Source organism: Marinobacterium ramblicola, assembly GCF_019084545.1.
Lineage (GTDB): Bacteria > Pseudomonadota > Gammaproteobacteria > Pseudomonadales > Balneatricaceae > Marinobacterium_D > Marinobacterium_D ramblicola.
Genome location: NZ_JAHREP010000009.1, coordinates 24,956 through 40,293, shown reverse-complemented (window position 1 = coordinate 40,293; position 15,338 = coordinate 24,956). Strand labels below are relative to the sequence as shown.

At 58.1% G+C, this 15,338-nt stretch carries 14 protein-coding genes; 5 read left to right on the top strand and 9 right to left on the bottom strand.

What is annotated here, in order from left to right; all coding sequences use genetic code 11:
• Both groL and KQ940_RS08515 read left to right on the top strand, forming a co-directional pair.
• Entirely contained in the window at positions 1-1,632 is a 1,632-nt protein-coding gene (gene groL / locus KQ940_RS08520) for a chaperonin GroEL (protein ID WP_217413029.1), read from the top strand.
• Positions 1,633-1,697: 65 nt separating this feature from the next.
• Positions 1,698-2,717: a hypothetical protein gene (locus KQ940_RS08515; RefSeq protein WP_217413028.1), complete on the top strand. Its 1,020-nt coding sequence runs from the start codon at positions 1,698-1,700 to the stop codon at positions 2,715-2,717.
• Positions 2,718-3,035: 318 nt separating this feature from the next.
• On the opposite strand, the gene KQ940_RS08510 is transcribed toward KQ940_RS08515, so the two are convergent.
• The 7 genes from KQ940_RS08510 to KQ940_RS08480 all read right to left on the bottom strand — a co-directional run bounded on the left by KQ940_RS08510 (position 3,036) and on the right by KQ940_RS08480 (position 8,874).
• Positions 3,036-3,332, bottom strand: a complete 297-nt coding sequence (locus tag KQ940_RS08510) for a hypothetical protein (protein ID WP_217413027.1) — start codon at positions 3,330-3,332, stop codon at positions 3,036-3,038.
• A 111-nt stretch (positions 3,333-3,443) separates the two neighbouring features.
• Entirely contained in the window at positions 3,444-4,973 is a 1,530-nt protein-coding gene (locus tag KQ940_RS08505) for a thymidine phosphorylase family protein (RefSeq protein ID WP_217413026.1), read from the bottom strand.
• 40 nt (positions 4,974-5,013) lie between these two features.
• Complete coding sequence (locus KQ940_RS08500) at positions 5,014-5,322, bottom strand: hypothetical protein (RefSeq protein ID WP_217413025.1); 309 nt, start codon at positions 5,320-5,322, stop codon at positions 5,014-5,016.
• On the bottom strand, positions 5,319-5,798 hold the full coding sequence (locus tag KQ940_RS08495) for a hypothetical protein (RefSeq protein ID WP_217413023.1): 480 nt from the start codon (positions 5,796-5,798) through the stop codon (positions 5,319-5,321). The genes KQ940_RS08500 and KQ940_RS08495 overlap by 4 nt, the downstream gene beginning before the upstream one ends.
• Positions 5,799-6,026: 228 nt before the next feature.
• Positions 6,027-6,377 (bottom strand): cation transporter, encoded by a 351-nt coding sequence (locus tag KQ940_RS08490; RefSeq protein ID WP_217413022.1) that lies wholly within the window; start codon positions 6,375-6,377, stop codon positions 6,027-6,029.
• 27 nt (positions 6,378-6,404) lie between these two features.
• Complete coding sequence (locus KQ940_RS08485) at positions 6,405-6,758, bottom strand: cupredoxin domain-containing protein (RefSeq protein ID WP_217413021.1); 354 nt, start codon at positions 6,756-6,758, stop codon at positions 6,405-6,407.
• 31 nt (positions 6,759-6,789) lie between these two features.
• Positions 6,790-8,874 carry a copper-translocating P-type ATPase gene (locus tag KQ940_RS08480; RefSeq protein WP_217413020.1) on the bottom strand — a complete coding sequence of 695 codons (2,085 nt, stop codon included), beginning with the start codon at positions 8,872-8,874 and terminating at the stop codon, positions 6,790-6,792.
• Between the two features lie 219 nt (positions 8,875-9,093).
• On the opposite strand from KQ940_RS08480, the gene KQ940_RS08475 reads away from it, so the two are divergent.
• Complete coding sequence (locus KQ940_RS08475; RefSeq protein WP_217413019.1) at positions 9,094-9,300, top strand: heavy-metal-associated domain-containing protein; 207 nt, start codon at positions 9,094-9,096, stop codon at positions 9,298-9,300.
• Between the two features lie 9 nt (positions 9,301-9,309).
• Here KQ940_RS08475 and cueR read toward each other — a convergent pair whose 3' ends face one another.
• Together cueR and KQ940_RS08465 are read right to left on the bottom strand one after the other, a co-directional pair.
• Entirely contained in the window at positions 9,310-9,801 is a 492-nt protein-coding gene (cueR, locus tag KQ940_RS08470) for a Cu(I)-responsive transcriptional regulator (RefSeq protein ID WP_425515631.1), read from the bottom strand.
• A gap of 75 nt (positions 9,802-9,876) precedes the next feature.
• Positions 9,877-12,381, bottom strand: a complete 2,505-nt coding sequence (locus tag KQ940_RS08465) for a heavy metal translocating P-type ATPase (protein WP_246589901.1) — start codon at positions 12,379-12,381, stop codon at positions 9,877-9,879.
• A 242-nt stretch (positions 12,382-12,623) separates the two neighbouring features.
• Here KQ940_RS08465 and KQ940_RS08460 point away from each other — a divergent pair, with 242 nt between their 5' ends.
• Both KQ940_RS08460 and KQ940_RS08455 read left to right on the top strand, forming a co-directional pair.
• The gene (locus KQ940_RS08460; RefSeq protein ID WP_246589900.1) at positions 12,624-14,312 is read left to right on the top strand and encodes a copper resistance system multicopper oxidase; all 1,689 of its coding nucleotides are present in this window, start codon (positions 12,624-12,626) and stop codon (positions 14,310-14,312) included.
• 12 nt (positions 14,313-14,324) lie between these two features.
• Entirely contained in the window at positions 14,325-15,056 is a 732-nt protein-coding gene (locus KQ940_RS08455; RefSeq protein ID WP_217413018.1) for a copper resistance protein B, read from the top strand.
• Positions 15,057-15,338 lie beyond the last annotated feature (282 nt).

The following is a 15,338-nucleotide window of genomic DNA, read 5'->3' as shown; positions in this document are numbered from 1 at the left end:
ATGGCAGCCAAAGAACTGCGATTCGGAGATGAGGCGCGCCAACGTATGGCGCACGGAGCCGGCATTCTGGCGCGGGCGGTGAAGGCCACGCTGGGGCCACGCGGGCGCAACGTGGCGCTGCGTCAGCCCTATGGCCCGCCGACGGTGACCAAGGACGGGGTGTCGGTGGCGCGCACCATCGAACTGCCCGATAGGTTCGAGGATATGGGGGCGCAACTGGTGCGCGAGGTGGCAGCCAGGACCTCCGATATTGCCGGGGATGGTACCACTACCGCTACCGTGCTGGCGCAGGCAATCTTAGACGAGGGGCTGAAATCGGTCGCGGCTGGCCTGAATCCTATGGATATCAAGCGAGGCATAGATTGCACGGTTGAACGCGCGGTTGAGGCGCTGAATACGCTGGCCAAACCCTGCAGCGACAGTCGCGCAATTGCCCAGGTTGGCACCGTTTCCGCCAACGGCGATAGCGAGATCGGCGACCTGATCGCCCTGGCTATGGAGAAGGTGGGACGTGAAGGGGTTATCACCGTCGAGGAGGCCTCGGGGATGGTCAACGAACTGTCGGTGGTGGAGGGGATGCAGATCGACAGAGGCTTCCTCTCACCCTATTTCATCAACAAGCCGGAGCAGCTCAGTGCCGAACTGGAGGATGCGCTGGTGCTGCTGTACGACCGCAAACTCAGCAATATCCGCGAGCTGCTGCCGCTGCTGGAGCAGGTGGCCAAGGCGGGCAATCCGATCCTGATCCTGGCCGAGGAGGTGGAGGGCGAGGCGTTGGCAACGCTGGTGGTCAATGCCGTGCGCGGCATCATCCGCTGCTGCGCCATCAAGTCGCCGGGGTTCGGCGACAGGCGAAAAGCACTGTTGCAGGATATCGCTATCCTGACCGGAGGACGGGTAATCTCCGAGGAGACGGGGTTGAGCCTGGACAAGGCGGGGCTGGATGATCTGGGCCGGGCGCAGCGCATCATCGTCACCCGTGACACCACCACCTTCGTCGGTGGCGGCGGCACCTCGCAGGCGATACAGGAGCGGATCCAGCAGATCCGCACCGAACTGAAGAAAACCAGCTCCGACTACGACCGAGAAAAACTCGAGGAGCGCCTCGCCAAGCTGTCCGGCGGCGTCGCCGTGTTGAAGGTGGGCGCCGCCACCGAAACCGCGATGAAAGAGAAGAAGGACCGGGTCGAGGATGCGATGCATGCGACCCGGGCAGCGGTGGAGGAGGGTGTGGTGCCCGGCGGGGGTGTCGCGCTGGTGCGCGTAATACAGGTGTTGAAACAGCAGGGGCTGAAAGGCGAAAACGCCGATCAGCAGGTGGGCATCAACATCGTGCTGCGGGCGATGGAGCAACCGCTGCGCGAGATCGTCAGCAACTCCGGGCTCGATGCCTCGGTGGTGTTGAGCCGGGTTGCCGAGCAGAGCGGCAACTACGGCTATAACGCCCAGAGCGGCGAGTATGGCGACATGATCGCCATGGGCATTCTCGATCCGGCCAAAGTGGTGCGCGTGGCGCTGCAGAATGCGGCCTCTATCGCCGGACTGATGATCACCACCGAAGCGATGATTGCCGATATTCCGCATGCAGAACCAGCACCTGGCATGGCCGGGATGGGTGACATGGGCGGCTGATGAGGTCCATATTCGAGATGGTCACTATTACTCGTACCTAATTATCTTCGGCGGGGACATTGTTGATGTACCGTTTGATGAGCTGTCTGGTTACCTGCCTGTACGGCGTATCGGTTAACGCAGCGGAAGTAGATAGCTATACGGGACGGGAGGTAGCGTCAGTCGACGTTACCAGCTCTTTGAATGCGCTTATCAATGATAGGCTGGCGCAGGGTGTTGCCAATGCCAATGACAGAGATGCCAGTTTGCTGGCCAGATTGAACGGCAAACCGTACTGCGATGAGACACGGTTGTATGACGAGCTTAGAAAGGCGCTCTTTCAGTCCCACACCGCGTCGTTGGGACTGAAAGGCTTTAACCTTGATCTGCAGCTACGACAAGCCCTGGCAGGCCGAAGTCATGCAGTACCTCTGGAGCGGTCCATCTACCGCGACCTTGGGTATCTCGACGCCTTCTCCGTTAATTTCAAAAAACTGAGCGAGCTCGTCAGAGTAAAGGGTCGTTATGTAGGCCTTGATAAGTTTGGCCATTTTTTCGCTCAGGGCTGGCAGTACTTTGAACTGACCTCGTCGGAGGAGGGTACGCTGAACCAGGCCCTAAACCTGGGCTGGAAACAGGAGCAGGGACGTTACGGATATCTCACCACAGGGATCTTCTCCTACGCGGATCTCGCAGCCAATTTCAATGGATGGCGCTTTTGGAACCGAGTCCTGCTACACAATCGGGATCCAATTGGCGGTTTTTTCGATAACCTTTTCCTGAGGCCCTATGTCAGTTGCGAATTCAGTGTCATCGATTCTGTGCGGGCGGGCGCGCTGGTGTATCACTGGCGCTACCGGGGAGGCTTTGATATCAGTGATTTCATAGATGGAGCCTGGGACGAGGCGAACAATTGTAATAGTTACCGAACACCCGAAATAAGGGAAAAAGTTGTGGAGCGGATCGTGCAGATTCGCCCCGACTACGCTTGCCCGCTGGAGCCATCGGCCTGTATCGAAGCACGGCAGAAGTACGGGCGTTATACCAGCCAAGTGTTGCATCAGGACTGTCAGTTCGCAGAATTGTGGACAGAAGGCAAAAAGTAACCGGCATTGAGTGACATTCTTATCGCATTCGTTGCGAAGAACGATACTCAGCCCACAAAATTCAAATCTCCGAAGCTCTCCGCACGATGTCGAAGCGGGCGGTGCTCGAGATGATCTCAGGTCAATTTGGGAATCTAAAAAATAGGGTGTAACGAACGTCTGCTCAAATATCTAATTTAACATAATATACATTATGCGAATTCTTAAATAGAGCGTTTGAGGGCGCTAAGGCGTATGCAAGAACCTACTAACCTGAGCGCAGCACTACTCTTGATGAGTCTTGATCAGCCGTTTTAAGGGTCTCGTGTGTCCGCTCACTTAAACGAGATCTGCCGGCGGCCGGCAGCAATAGTCGATATATCGTGTCAGGATTCGCCTGGTTATATCGGATACGGCGATCTGCTCCTCCTCGAAGGCCCAATACAGAAAGGTGGTCAGCTCGCTGCGATAGGTCTTGTAGTTGTTTTCGCTAAATCGCTGCTCCAACAGCCAGTCAACTGCTAGCTCGTAGATCAATACCGCATCAGATACTCGATTCAGGGTGATATTGGCGAGGTATTGGTTAACGGTTGGATTACCGTCCTCAAGGTGTTCGATGCAATCGAACAAAGGCATCGCAGGTGGTAGATTCAGCATTTAACTCACAGGCCTAAATAAAGAATAGTTTAGCAAAAACAATGAGTTAAGATCGAATGCCGATAAATAGCATTATCGGCATTTGAGGCGTCAGGAAGGCCGAAACTGAATCATACCGGTTGTCTGTTCAAGGTATGTTTGCGCATATTTGAGTTCACCCGAAGTTTCGGCACAGAGTTCAAACAAGCAGTCGCCATGGCTGACGCTATCATCCACTTTGACCAAGAGACGCACGCCGGCAGCGGGCGCATTTGGTGCTCCGGCCAGTTTGGCGAGACGGGCCAGCTTGCGGTTATCGATCGCCTTTACCATCCCGTTCCTGTCAGCCAGTACCGAATACCGGTACGCCGGTACCGGTGGACGCTCTCTGAAACCTCCCTGTGCGATACAGATCGATTTGAACTTGTCCCATGCAGCCCCGCTGTTTAGCAGGTGCACTGCCCTGTCTTCACCTCTCCCCTGAGCCTCGCTCTTTGCCATCTCCAGGATCTTCCCGGCCAGAAACAGAGCTCGCCTTCGTAAGTCATCCGGCGCACCATCCTGATTACTCAGCACCGCGAGAACGTCCTCTGCTTCGAACGCGGGGCCAATCCCCCTGCCGATTGGCTGGATACCATCCGTAATAACCGGCTGCACAACCAAACCCAACCGTGCTCCCACCTGCTCAAATACCCGCTTTAGTGCCTTGGCAGCCGTTTTCGAGCGCACCTTGGCAGTCGGGCCAACCGGGATATCGATCAATACATGAGTCGAGCCAGCTGCAATTTTTTTGGATAGTACCGAAGCAACCAGTTGGCCCTGGCTGTCCAGATCCATCGCTTTTTCGACCCGGATCAGAATATCGTCGACGGGGCTGAGTCTCACGTTTCCACCCCAGGCCAAACAACCGCCCTGCTCCCGGACGACTCGCCGGATCCTTTCGAGGTCGAGGTCAACCGGGGTAATCACCTCCATGGTATCGGCAGTGCCTGCAGGTGATGTGATGGAGCGAGAAGATGTCTTCGGCATGGTAAGTCCGGCCGCCGCCACTATGGACACTACGATTGGAGTCGTTCTGTTGCCGGGCAAGCCGCCGATACAGTGCTTGTCGACCACCACGTCGGTCCCAGGCCATGATAGTCGGCTACCGACATCCACCATCGCGTGCGTCAGATGGGCAATCTCATCGATATCGAGGCGGTTGGAGCAGGCGGTGAGAAAGCCGGCGATATGAATATCCGTGTAACGCCCTTTAAGTATGTCCCGAACGATGGCATGGAACTGGTTTGATGTTAGAGGGCGGTCGAAGACTTTGCGCCGGACGTAGCTCAGGGAGTTGACCCATGCGGGGTGGCCGACAACAACTTCGCTCCCGTCGGTCAGTGCCAGCCTCTCCCAAGCGATCTTCGATAATCCAATATGTCCTGGCGGTAGCACTCCGGCATCGGATTCAACGACATTGAGTCTGGCGATAATGCTGCTTTCGCCAGCCTGGACTTCAACCCGTGTCTGCACGCCGAAGCCTTCGGCCCGGCAGATATGGCAGTCATCGCGCATGTACACCACCGATTCCTGGTAGGTGTCGATACCGATTCGAATCGCGCAGAGGCGGTTGTGATTGTTGTCGGCGCTATGCTCCATCCCGATCCTCCCATTCAATCGGTGACTGGGGAGCGCGCTGTTAGATGAAGTAGCCCGCTATAACGACACCACTAAGGACAACACTGCCCGAGATGACCGCGCTTAGCCCGTTGCCGGTCAGCCGGGACCCGAGCTTCGTCTGCGCCAATAACCACCCGAGCAGGATGAATACAACCACAACCAGAACACCGTGGGTAATCCAGTGATGGCCTGTCGCCGCCTTCATCCAGGCGAGCACCGTGTCCTCATTCTGCTCCTTGAGAACTACCAGCAGCGCGCTCAGCAGGCTGGTAATGGCGAATGACAATGCGAAAGCGCGATTGTAGTTGCCGATTCCGGTATCGCTCATGGCGTATCTCCTGTTGATTGAGTGGCAAGCAAGGCCACCTTGGCGCCCATACTGATAAAGGCGCCCGCGCCTTCCATGGTCAAGCCCAATACCACGATCCACGCCGAAACCCAAAGCACCACCGGCTTAAGTGCCTGCTTGCCGGCGGTGAGGCTGAAAACGGCGATCGGCAGATAACTCGACAACAGCAGCATGCTGAAGAAGATGTGCTCTTTCACTTCCATGACGAAGCCATGAGCGAATGGCCAGGGACCGGCCTTGATCAAGGCTTTGTCGGCAGCGTAATAGACCACATACCAGTAGCCACCGACCAGATAGCTTAGCCAGACCAGGCCGGCACAGGCCAGGCTCATCATTCTCAGCCGGCCGCGACTGGTTGCGTTATTGGTGATGGCCTCAGCGAAGACCCAGACCGCGGCGAGAATCGCAAGCACACCAAAGGCTGGATGTGCCATCAATATCAGTTCGGATTGCATCGGTTACGTCCTTGAGTCCTGATTACCAGAGCAGATGTAAAAAACCATAGTGCAGAAAGGGTTAAACGCAAATCCGCACGACAAGCACTTTAACCTTAGCTTTTGGCGATAGCGTCACTTGGCGACGTATCGGAGCACGCAAGGGCACGGCAAGACTCAGCGACCAGAGTAAAAAACAATCGACAGCGTTCCGACAATTTGCAGTGGATACCGCATCCTTCTGCCCTACTATTTCCTCGGCACTTTGTTGCAGCAATGGGGCTCGTAGTTCGCATTTTCCTTCATGTTCTGATCGACAAAGCGGTAATAAGCGCGTTTGGTGCGGCTCCACCAACCGGTGTCGAACCGGGCGCCATGCTGGTTGACGATCGTTTCCACCACATCCACGCTGCAGTGCGTAGCGTCGTAGGCAAAGACCAAGATACCGGCGTCTGGGTCGTACTCAACTCTATCAATGCCGAACAGCTGGTCGAGTTCATCGATCAGCCTCGCCCCGCTTCCATCCATGCCGTTCAGCTTCAGTCTGCGTGTGACCAGGTTGGCCTCCTTAAGGCCAGGTTTATGGTCGAGATCGGTCATCAGGGCCTCCTTTGATTTTCCAAACCTTCATTCCACGATCAGCTCACCCCGATACATCTGCATCTGGCAGGTAAAGGGGTAATGCCCGGGCTGCATCGGCTGCAGACTCACCACTTTGGGCTGATTCAGCGGCAACTCCTCGCTGATATCGAAATCCTTGAACACCACGACGCTGGCACAGGGGGATGGGTCCCTGCGCACAAACCTGAGCTGTGCCGACTCGCCCGCCTGAACGCGAATATGGGCCGGATCGTACACCCCGTCTTTGACATTGATGGTGATCTGCCCGGAATCCAGCTGGGTTGTCGGTCCCTGATAGATCCAGAACCACCAGACGATCAATGCGATCAGGAGCAGGCCCAACAGGTTGATAATCATCATCGCGACTCCCTCCGTTCAATGTTTCTATCGATCAGTGTTCTTGGGGTTTAAACAGGCGCAGGCGGTTGGCATTGGTCACCACCGTCAACGAGGAAAACGCCATCGCCGCACCAGCAATCACAGGACTCAGCAGTACACCGGCGAAGGGGTACAGCAGGCCCGCCGCCACCGGCACACCGGCGGCGTTGTAGATGAAGGCGCCAAACAGGTTCTGGCGGATGTTGCGTAGCGTGGCGCGGCTGACCGCAATCGCATCAGCAAGGCCATGCAGCGAGCCGCGCATCAGGGTGACGTCAGCACTCTCGATCGCCACATCGGTGCCGGTACCGATGGCGAAGCCCACATCGGCCAGCGCCAGGGCCGGGGCATCATTGATGCCGTCTCCGGTCATACCGACAATCTCACCCTGCTTTTGCAACTCGGAGACCTTGTCTGACTTATCCTCTGGCAGTACCTCGGCAAAAAACTCCTTGATACCGACCTGCTCCGCGACCGCTTTCGCCGTATCGCGGTTATCCCCGGTCAGCATCACCACGCGAATACCATCTTTCTGCAGCCGCTTGATCGCCGCAATCGAGTCCTGCTTGATCGGGTCGGCCACTGCGATCAGACCGATCAACTGGCCATCAGCGGCCAGGTACATCGGTGTCTTCGCCTGGGATGCCATCGTCTGGGCCTGCTCAAGATGTGTATCGATCTCGATCTTGCGGTCGCGCATCAGCTTTTCATTGCCGAACAGCAATGTTCGTCCCTCGACTCCGCCTTCGACACCGTGACCGGCGATGGCGTTGAATTGATCGACCTTGGCAGGTGCAATCCCGCGCTCCTTGGCGGACTCGACGATCGACTGTGCAAGCGGATGTTCGGAACCCTGTTCCAGCGTGGCAGCCAAGCGTAGCGCCTCGGCTTCATCCACGCCGGCTAAGGCGACAATTTCAGTGACCTTGGGTGTTCCCTCTGTGATGGTGCCGGTCTTATCCAGTATCATCGCGGTGATCTGGGAGGCGGTTTGCAACGCCTGGCCATTACGGATCAACACCCCCGCCTCGGCCGCCTTGCCAACACCGACCATCACCGACATCGGCGTGGCCAGCCCCAGCGCGCAGGGGCAGGCGATGATCAGCACCGTGGTAGCGGAAACGATAGCGAAGGCGATAGCCGGATCAGGTCCGAAGTTCAGCCAGGCCAAAGCACTGATAACGGCGATGATCATGATCGACGGCACAAAATAGCCGGAGATCACGTCGGCCAACCGGCCGATCGGTGGCTTGGAGTTCTGTGCCTGTTTCACCATTGAGATGATCCTGGCCAGCGCGGTATCCTTACCGACACGCGTCGCCCTGAACAGCAATGTACCCGATTTGTTCAAGGTACCGCCGACCACCTCGTCATCCTTGGCTTTTTCTACCGGCATCGGCTCGCCGGTCAGCATCGACTCATCCACCGAAGAGTGGCCCTCCAAAACGATGCCGTCCACCGGGATCTTCTCGCCGGGACGCACGCGGACCTGGTCATCCTGCAACACCTGCTCGATCGGAATATCGACCTCCTGCCCATCGCGCAGCACACGCGCGGTCTTGGCCTGAAGACCGATCAGGCGTTTAATCGCCTCGGAGGTTCGGCCGCGGGCGCGGATCTCCAGCGCCAGACCCAGATCGATCAGGCCGATGATCATCGCCGTGGCCTCGAAATAGACATGCCGCGCCATCTCCGGCACGACCTGAGGGAAAAACACCACCACCATCGAGTAAAGCCAGGCGGTGCCGGTGCCCAGAGCGATCAGCGTGTCCATGTTGGCGCTATGGTTGACGAAGGATCTCCACGCCCCAACATAAAAATGACGACCGGAAAACAGCATGACCGCCAGCGTCGCCACGCCGACCAGCAGCCAGCCAATCCGCTCACCAGTGCTGCTGACGGTCATCTCACCGATGAACAGACCATACAGCATCAGCGGCACACCCAGCCCAAGGGCTATCGTCATCTCCCGCATCAGCCGTTTGTAGTAGGCCTGATCCGCCTGTTCCTTCTCGCGGAGTAGATCCTCCGTCGAATCACTCGCCGCCACCTTTGCCTGATGATGGCAATGTTCTGTGTGATGCTTCGCTTCATGCATGACCAATACTCCACAGCGGAAATAACCCTATTTCCTCAAGGACAGTATGGATGATGAGGCTCGACATGAGACTTACGGGCGGATTACATTTTTGTAATCCGCCCGGCTGCTGATGAGAGCGGTCAATCAATTGGGTGTCGGGTCCCGATTTATCTCTTGACCTTCCCAGTATTGGAACCTCTATCTTTATCCTGTACTCATTAACCAAGGAGCTCCAAAATGCACCACCACCTGAAAGTTACCGGCATGTCCTGCGGCCACTGCGTCTCTGCCATCGAAAAAGCCGTCAAGAGTCTCGATCCTCAGGCTGAGGTCACCGCCGACCTTGCGACAGGCAAAGTGACCGTCAACAGCGATATTGAAATGACACCGATCAGCGATGCCATTCGTGAAGCCGGTTACGAAAATCAGGAGCTTGACGCCTGAGTCTTGTGCTCACCTACGGCTGCGACCGGGTTCAAGCCCGGTCATGCCGAAGCGTGGGCGAGCAACCTCCCGCTTATCCTCCGCCCATTCCTGCTCTGAAAGTTCGCTTATGATTGGACAATCCGGCCGCGAATCGCCCTGACAGTGGCCGGCAAGATGCGCGAGTGTCTCACTCATCTCCTGCAGTTCACGCGCCTTGCGCTGCAGCTCGGCCACATGTTCAAGTGCAATACGTTTAACATCTGCACTGGCCCGGCCACGGTCTTGCCACAGCGCGAGCAGTTCGGCCATCTGCTCAACCGAAAAACCCAGATCACGGGCACGCCGGATGAAGCGCAGCCGGTGAACGTCTTTATCGGAATAGTCCCGGTAACCGGCTTCGGTTCTAGACACCTCCGGTATCAAACCGATCGATTCATAGTAGCGGATCATCTTGGCCGAGACGCCGGATGCCGCTGCCGCTTTGCCGATGTTCAACGCTCCTCCTTTCCGTTCACGCATGTCTCAGGTCGAACGGAAGTTGTCTCTCTATTTCTGTCAAAAAGTGAGTCTGCCTCGCGGCAGACTCACATGCGTTCATTCCGCCTGGACGGGAGCCCTGAACCTGCGCAGCCTGAGTGCGTTACCGAGCACGAAGACCGAGGAAAGGGCCATCGCCCCGGCCGCCAGGATCGGCGACAGCAGGATGCCGAAGGCCGGATAGAGTGCCCCCGCCGCCAGCGGAATCAGCGCCGTGTTGTAGGCAAACGCCCAGAACAGGTTCTGCTTGATGTTGCGGATCGTCCCCTGGGACAGCGCAATGGCGTTCGGGATACCCTTCAGGCTGCCGGACATCAGTACCACATCCGCCGCTTCGATGGCGATGTCGGTACCGGTGCCGATGGCGATCCCCACATCCGCTTCTGCCAGTGCCGGCGCATCGTTGATGCCATCGCCGACGAAGGCAAGCTTGCCGTGACGGGACTTGAGCGCCTTCACCGCTTCGACCTTGCCCTCCGGCAGAACCTCAGCCACCACCTCATCGATGCCCAGTTGTCGGGCGATCGCCTCGGCGGTGCGTCGGTTGTCTCCGGTGATCATCGCCACCTTGAGTCCCAACTTATGCAGGAGCGCGATCGCGTCCGGCGTAGATCGCTTGATCGGGTCGGATACCGCAATGATCGCGGCCAGTTTGCCACCAATCGCTGCATAGAGCGGCGTTTTACCCTCATCACCAAGGCGCGCGGCGATCTCGGCAAAGGTCGATACATCCAAACCAAGCTTGTTCATGTAGCGGTCAGCCCCGATTTCGATCGTCTCTCCGTCAGCCTCGGCTTTAACTCCAAAACCGGTCACCGACTCGAAGCGGCCTACCTTGGGTAAAGTCAACGTCTCGGCTTCGGCCGCCTCGGCGACGGCACGGGCGATTGGGTGTTCCGAGCGGGACTCCACTGCCGCGATCCGCGCCAGTACGTCGTTGCGTGCGAAGCCCTCGGCCACCTCAAGATCGGTAAGCGCCGGTTTGCCCTCGGTTAGCGTACCGGTCTTGTCGACCGCGACGACCCTGGCGTCTCTGAGCATCTGGAGGGCTTCCCCCTTGCGGAACAATACCCCCATCTCGGCGCCACGCCCAGTGCCAACCATGATCGACGTGGGCGTCGCCAGCCCCATCGCACAAGGACAGGCGATAATCAGCACCGCCACCGCATTGACCAGAGCAAGGCTCAGCGCCGGTGAAGGCCCAAAGAGGTACCAGACCAGAAACGTCAGCAGAGCCGCCGCCATGACCGCGGGTACGAACCACATCGTCACCCTGTCCACCAGACCCTGAATCGGCAGCTTTGATCCCTGCGCCTGTTCGACCATACGAATGATCTGCGCCAGAACTGTGGCACCGCCCACTGCCGTAGCCTTCAGTGCCAGCGCTCCTTTCTGATTCACCGTGCCACCGACCACCGGACTGCCGCTGCTCTTGGCGACCGGCACCGGCTCGCCGGTGATCATCGATTCATCGACATAGCTTTCGCCTTCGATCACCTCGCCATCGACCGGTATCCGCTCACCCGGGCGCACCTCGAGGATATCGCCCGGCTGCACCTCGCCGATGGCGATCTCCACCGTTTTACCGTCCCGCCGCACCCGCGCCGTCTTCGCCTGCAGGCCGATCAGACGCTTGATCGCCTGGGATGTCCGCCCCTTCGCGCGTGCTTCGAGAAAACGTCCGAGCAGAATCAGGGCAACGATGACAGCCGCGGCCTCGTAGTAAACGTTGGCGGTGCCGGATGGCAGTAGACCGGAGAAGAAGGTCGCGATAACCGAATAACCCCAAGCGGCCGATGTGCCAAGTGCAACCAAAGAGTTCATATCCGGTGCCGCGCGCAGCAGGGCCGGTACGCCCTTGTTGAAAAAGCGCAGCCCGGGTCCGAACAGCACCAGCGTCGCCAGCGCGAACTGGATATACCAGCTATTCTGCTGACCGATCGTGCTCATCACGAAGTGATGTATCGCAGGGATCAGATGAGAGCCCATCTCGATCATGAACACCGGCAGGGACAGAATCGCGGCAATGCACAGGTCGCGCTTGAGCTCCGCCTGCTCGGCATCTTTCTTCTCGGCGCTCTCATCGGCCTCCGTGACGCTCCTATCCAGCGGGCTCGCCGTATAGCCGGCATCCGCCACCGCGGCAATCAGCGTGTCGACGTCCACATTACCGCGTACATTGGCACGCTCGGTGGCGAGATTGACATTGGCCTCGATGACACCCGGAATCGCCTGCAGCGCGCGCTCCACCCTGCCGACACAGGAAGCGCAGCTCATTCCATCAATGGAGAGTTCGGTGGTTGTAGCGGGCACTGAATAGCCCGCTTTTTCTACCGCCTCTATCAGCAGCCGGCGGTCGAGCGTAGCGGAGGAGCGTATATCGGCACGCTCGGTGGCCAGGTTGACCGCGACCTCTTCAACACTCGCAACCTTCTTCAGTGCCGCTTCCACGCGTCCAACGCAGGAGGCGCAGCTCATGCCCTCAATGGGTAGGCTTATCGTCGAAAATTGCGACGGATCTTGTTTGACCTGAGTATTCACCATCTGCCTCCTTACCAGCATCTCATGATGATACTCCTGGAATATAAACCTTCCCACAATGGCAAGGTCAAGGGTGAATTTTTACGGCCGGTGATCGGTATCTCGAATCTTAATTTCCAGTCGCTGCCAGGTTAAGTGCAAGCGTCGTCGGGGCGCAGAAAAACACGCGATTGGTAACCTGACAGAAATGTCATCTCGGCGTCAGTCTGGCGATAGCCAGCGTCACTAAACTAGGTGTTTCAACCTTTATTAGAGAAGTAGCCATGAAGTGCATCAAGCATCCCGTGTTGGCCCGGCGCCTGGCGGCGGCTTCCACTTTCACCCTTGCGGCGCTGATGCCGCTCGGCGCCCTGGCCGGCAGTTACGACCTAGTGATCGACCGGCAACCGATGACGATCGACGGCAAGGCCAAGACCGCAATGACCATCAACGGTACCATCCCCGGCCCCACGCTGCATTTCCAGGAGGGTGAAGAGGTCACAGTCAACGTAACCAACAAGCTTGATGTCGACACCTCTATCCACTGGCATGGCATATTGTTGCCCTCCTCTCAGGATGGCGTACCAGGGATCAGCTTTCCCGGTATCAAACCGGGGGAAACCTATACCTACCGCTTCCCGATCCAGCAGGCCGGCACCTACTGGTACCATAGCCACTCCGGTTTCCAGGAACAGGAGGGGGTCTACGGTCCGATCGTCATCGAACCGGTCAACCGCGAACCGTTCAAGTTCGACCGGGAATACGTGGTGATGCTGTCGGACTGGTCGGCCGAAACCGGCGACCGGATCTTCTCCAACCTCAAGGGGCAGAGCGACTACTACAACTACAACCAGCAAACGGTCGGCAGCTTTATCAAGGATGCGAAAGCCAAGGGCTTCGGCACGACGCTGAAGGAGCGTCTGGCCTGGGGCGGTATGCGCATGATGCCCACCGACATCAGCGACGTATCCGGCTACAGCTTCCTGGTCAACGGCGAGTCGACCGACGACAACTGGACCGGGCTGTTCCGGTCGGGTGAGCGGGTACGGCTGCGCTTCATCAACGGCTCGGCGATGAGCTACTTCGATATCCGCATTCCCGGTCTGAAGATGACGGTGGTGCAGGCCGACGGCAATAATGTGCAGCCGGTCAGTGTCGACGAATTCCGCATGGCGGTCGCCGAAACCTACGACGTGATCGTGCAGCCGAGGGAGGATCGCGCCTATTCGATCCTGGCCGAGTCGATCGATCGCTCGGGATTTGCCCGCGGCACCCTTGCGCCGCGCGAAGGGTTGGCCGGCGAGATTCCCGCACTGCGCGAACGTCCGCAACTGACCATGGCCGATATGAGCATGGCCAGTATGGGGGGGATGGATCACGCCAACATGGCAGGTATGGATCAAGCCAATATGGCAGGTATGGATCATTCCAACATGGCAGGCATGGATCACTCGCAGATGAGCGCTGCCGCCGTGCCGAACAACGACTATGCCCCGGGCAGCGGTCTGACCCCGTCCGCTGCCAACGGCGGCAAGTTCCTGGTCTATGGCGATCTCAAGGCGATGACGCCCTACGCCGACTACCGAGCACCGGATCGCGAGATCGAGCTGCGGCTGACCGGCAACATGGAGCGCTATTTCTGGTCGATCAACGGCGCCAAGTACTCGGAGGCCGAGCCTATTAGGCTGACCTACGGCGAGCGCGTACGGATCAAATTCGTCAACGACACCATGATGAGCCACCCGATGCACCTGCACGGCATGTGGATGCAGCTCGACAAGGGCAACGGCCAGTTCAATCCGCTGAAGCACGTCGTCAATGTCGCGCCCAATACCACGTTGACGGTGGATGTACCGGTCGACGCACTCGGGGAGTGGGCCTTCCATTGCCATCTGATGTACCACATGGCATCGGGCATGTTCCGCAAGGTGATAGTGGAACCGCCTGTTGCCCAGACTGCGGCGGCACTGTAAGGAGAGAAAGAGATGACAGTAAAAATGAGATACCAGGCGCCGGTAGGGATCGCGTTGACGTTGCTGACGCTTGGCCTCACCGGCGTCGCAAACGCTGCCGAGGCCGACGACGCTTTCATGACCAAGTTGATGCTGGATCGCTTCGAACTGCGCGACCAGGCGGGCGGTGAAGAGATAGGTGCCTGGGAAGGCCAGTTCAACCTGCGCACCGACTATCAGGGATTGGCCTTCAAGACCAATGGCGAACGCCTGTCGGGCGGCCCCACCGAAAGCGCCGAATATCAGCTGCTCTATCAACAACTGGTTTCAGATTTTTTTGACGCCCAGTTCGGTATCCGCTACGACAATCAGCCGGGCCCCTCCAGAACCTATGCGGTTGCCGGCGTGCAGGGTCTTGCGCCCTATTTCTTCGAGGTTGATGCGAACCTGTTTGTCAGCGACGAGGGCGATACCTCGGCCCGACTCGAGGCGGAATATGACCTGTTGCTGACCCAACGGCTGATCCTGCAGCCTGCGGCCGAGATCAGTGTCGCCTTCAGCGACGACGAGGCACTCGGAATCGGCAGCGGCTTGAGTTCGGCCGAGTTGGGACTTCGGCTGCGCTACGAGTTGAAGCGCAAGTTCGCCCCTTATATTGGCGTGCAATGGGAGAAGAAGTTCGGCAACACCGCCGAGTATGCTCGCGACGAAGGCGAAGATATCGAGTCAACAGCAGTAGTGCTGGGCATCAGCGCCTGGTTCTGAGGTAAGGGTGGTGGGGCGTCAAGTCGTTCACCCTGTCTGACGCCCCGTTTCGACCACCCTGACTTCACCAGCGGGCACGGCAAGTATCAGTATGAACCCCAGCGCCAGGCCAACCAGAAAGAAGCGCACCCGAGGCAGACACTGAATGCCACCAGACACTGCAACAAGTAGTAAAGAGCAAAGGCCCTGGACGCCAGGGCGATAACGGTAAAGGTCGAACCGGTCCAGGCCAACACCGTTGTGGCAGCACCTACCAATAGGTAGCCCCATCTTGGCTTGAAA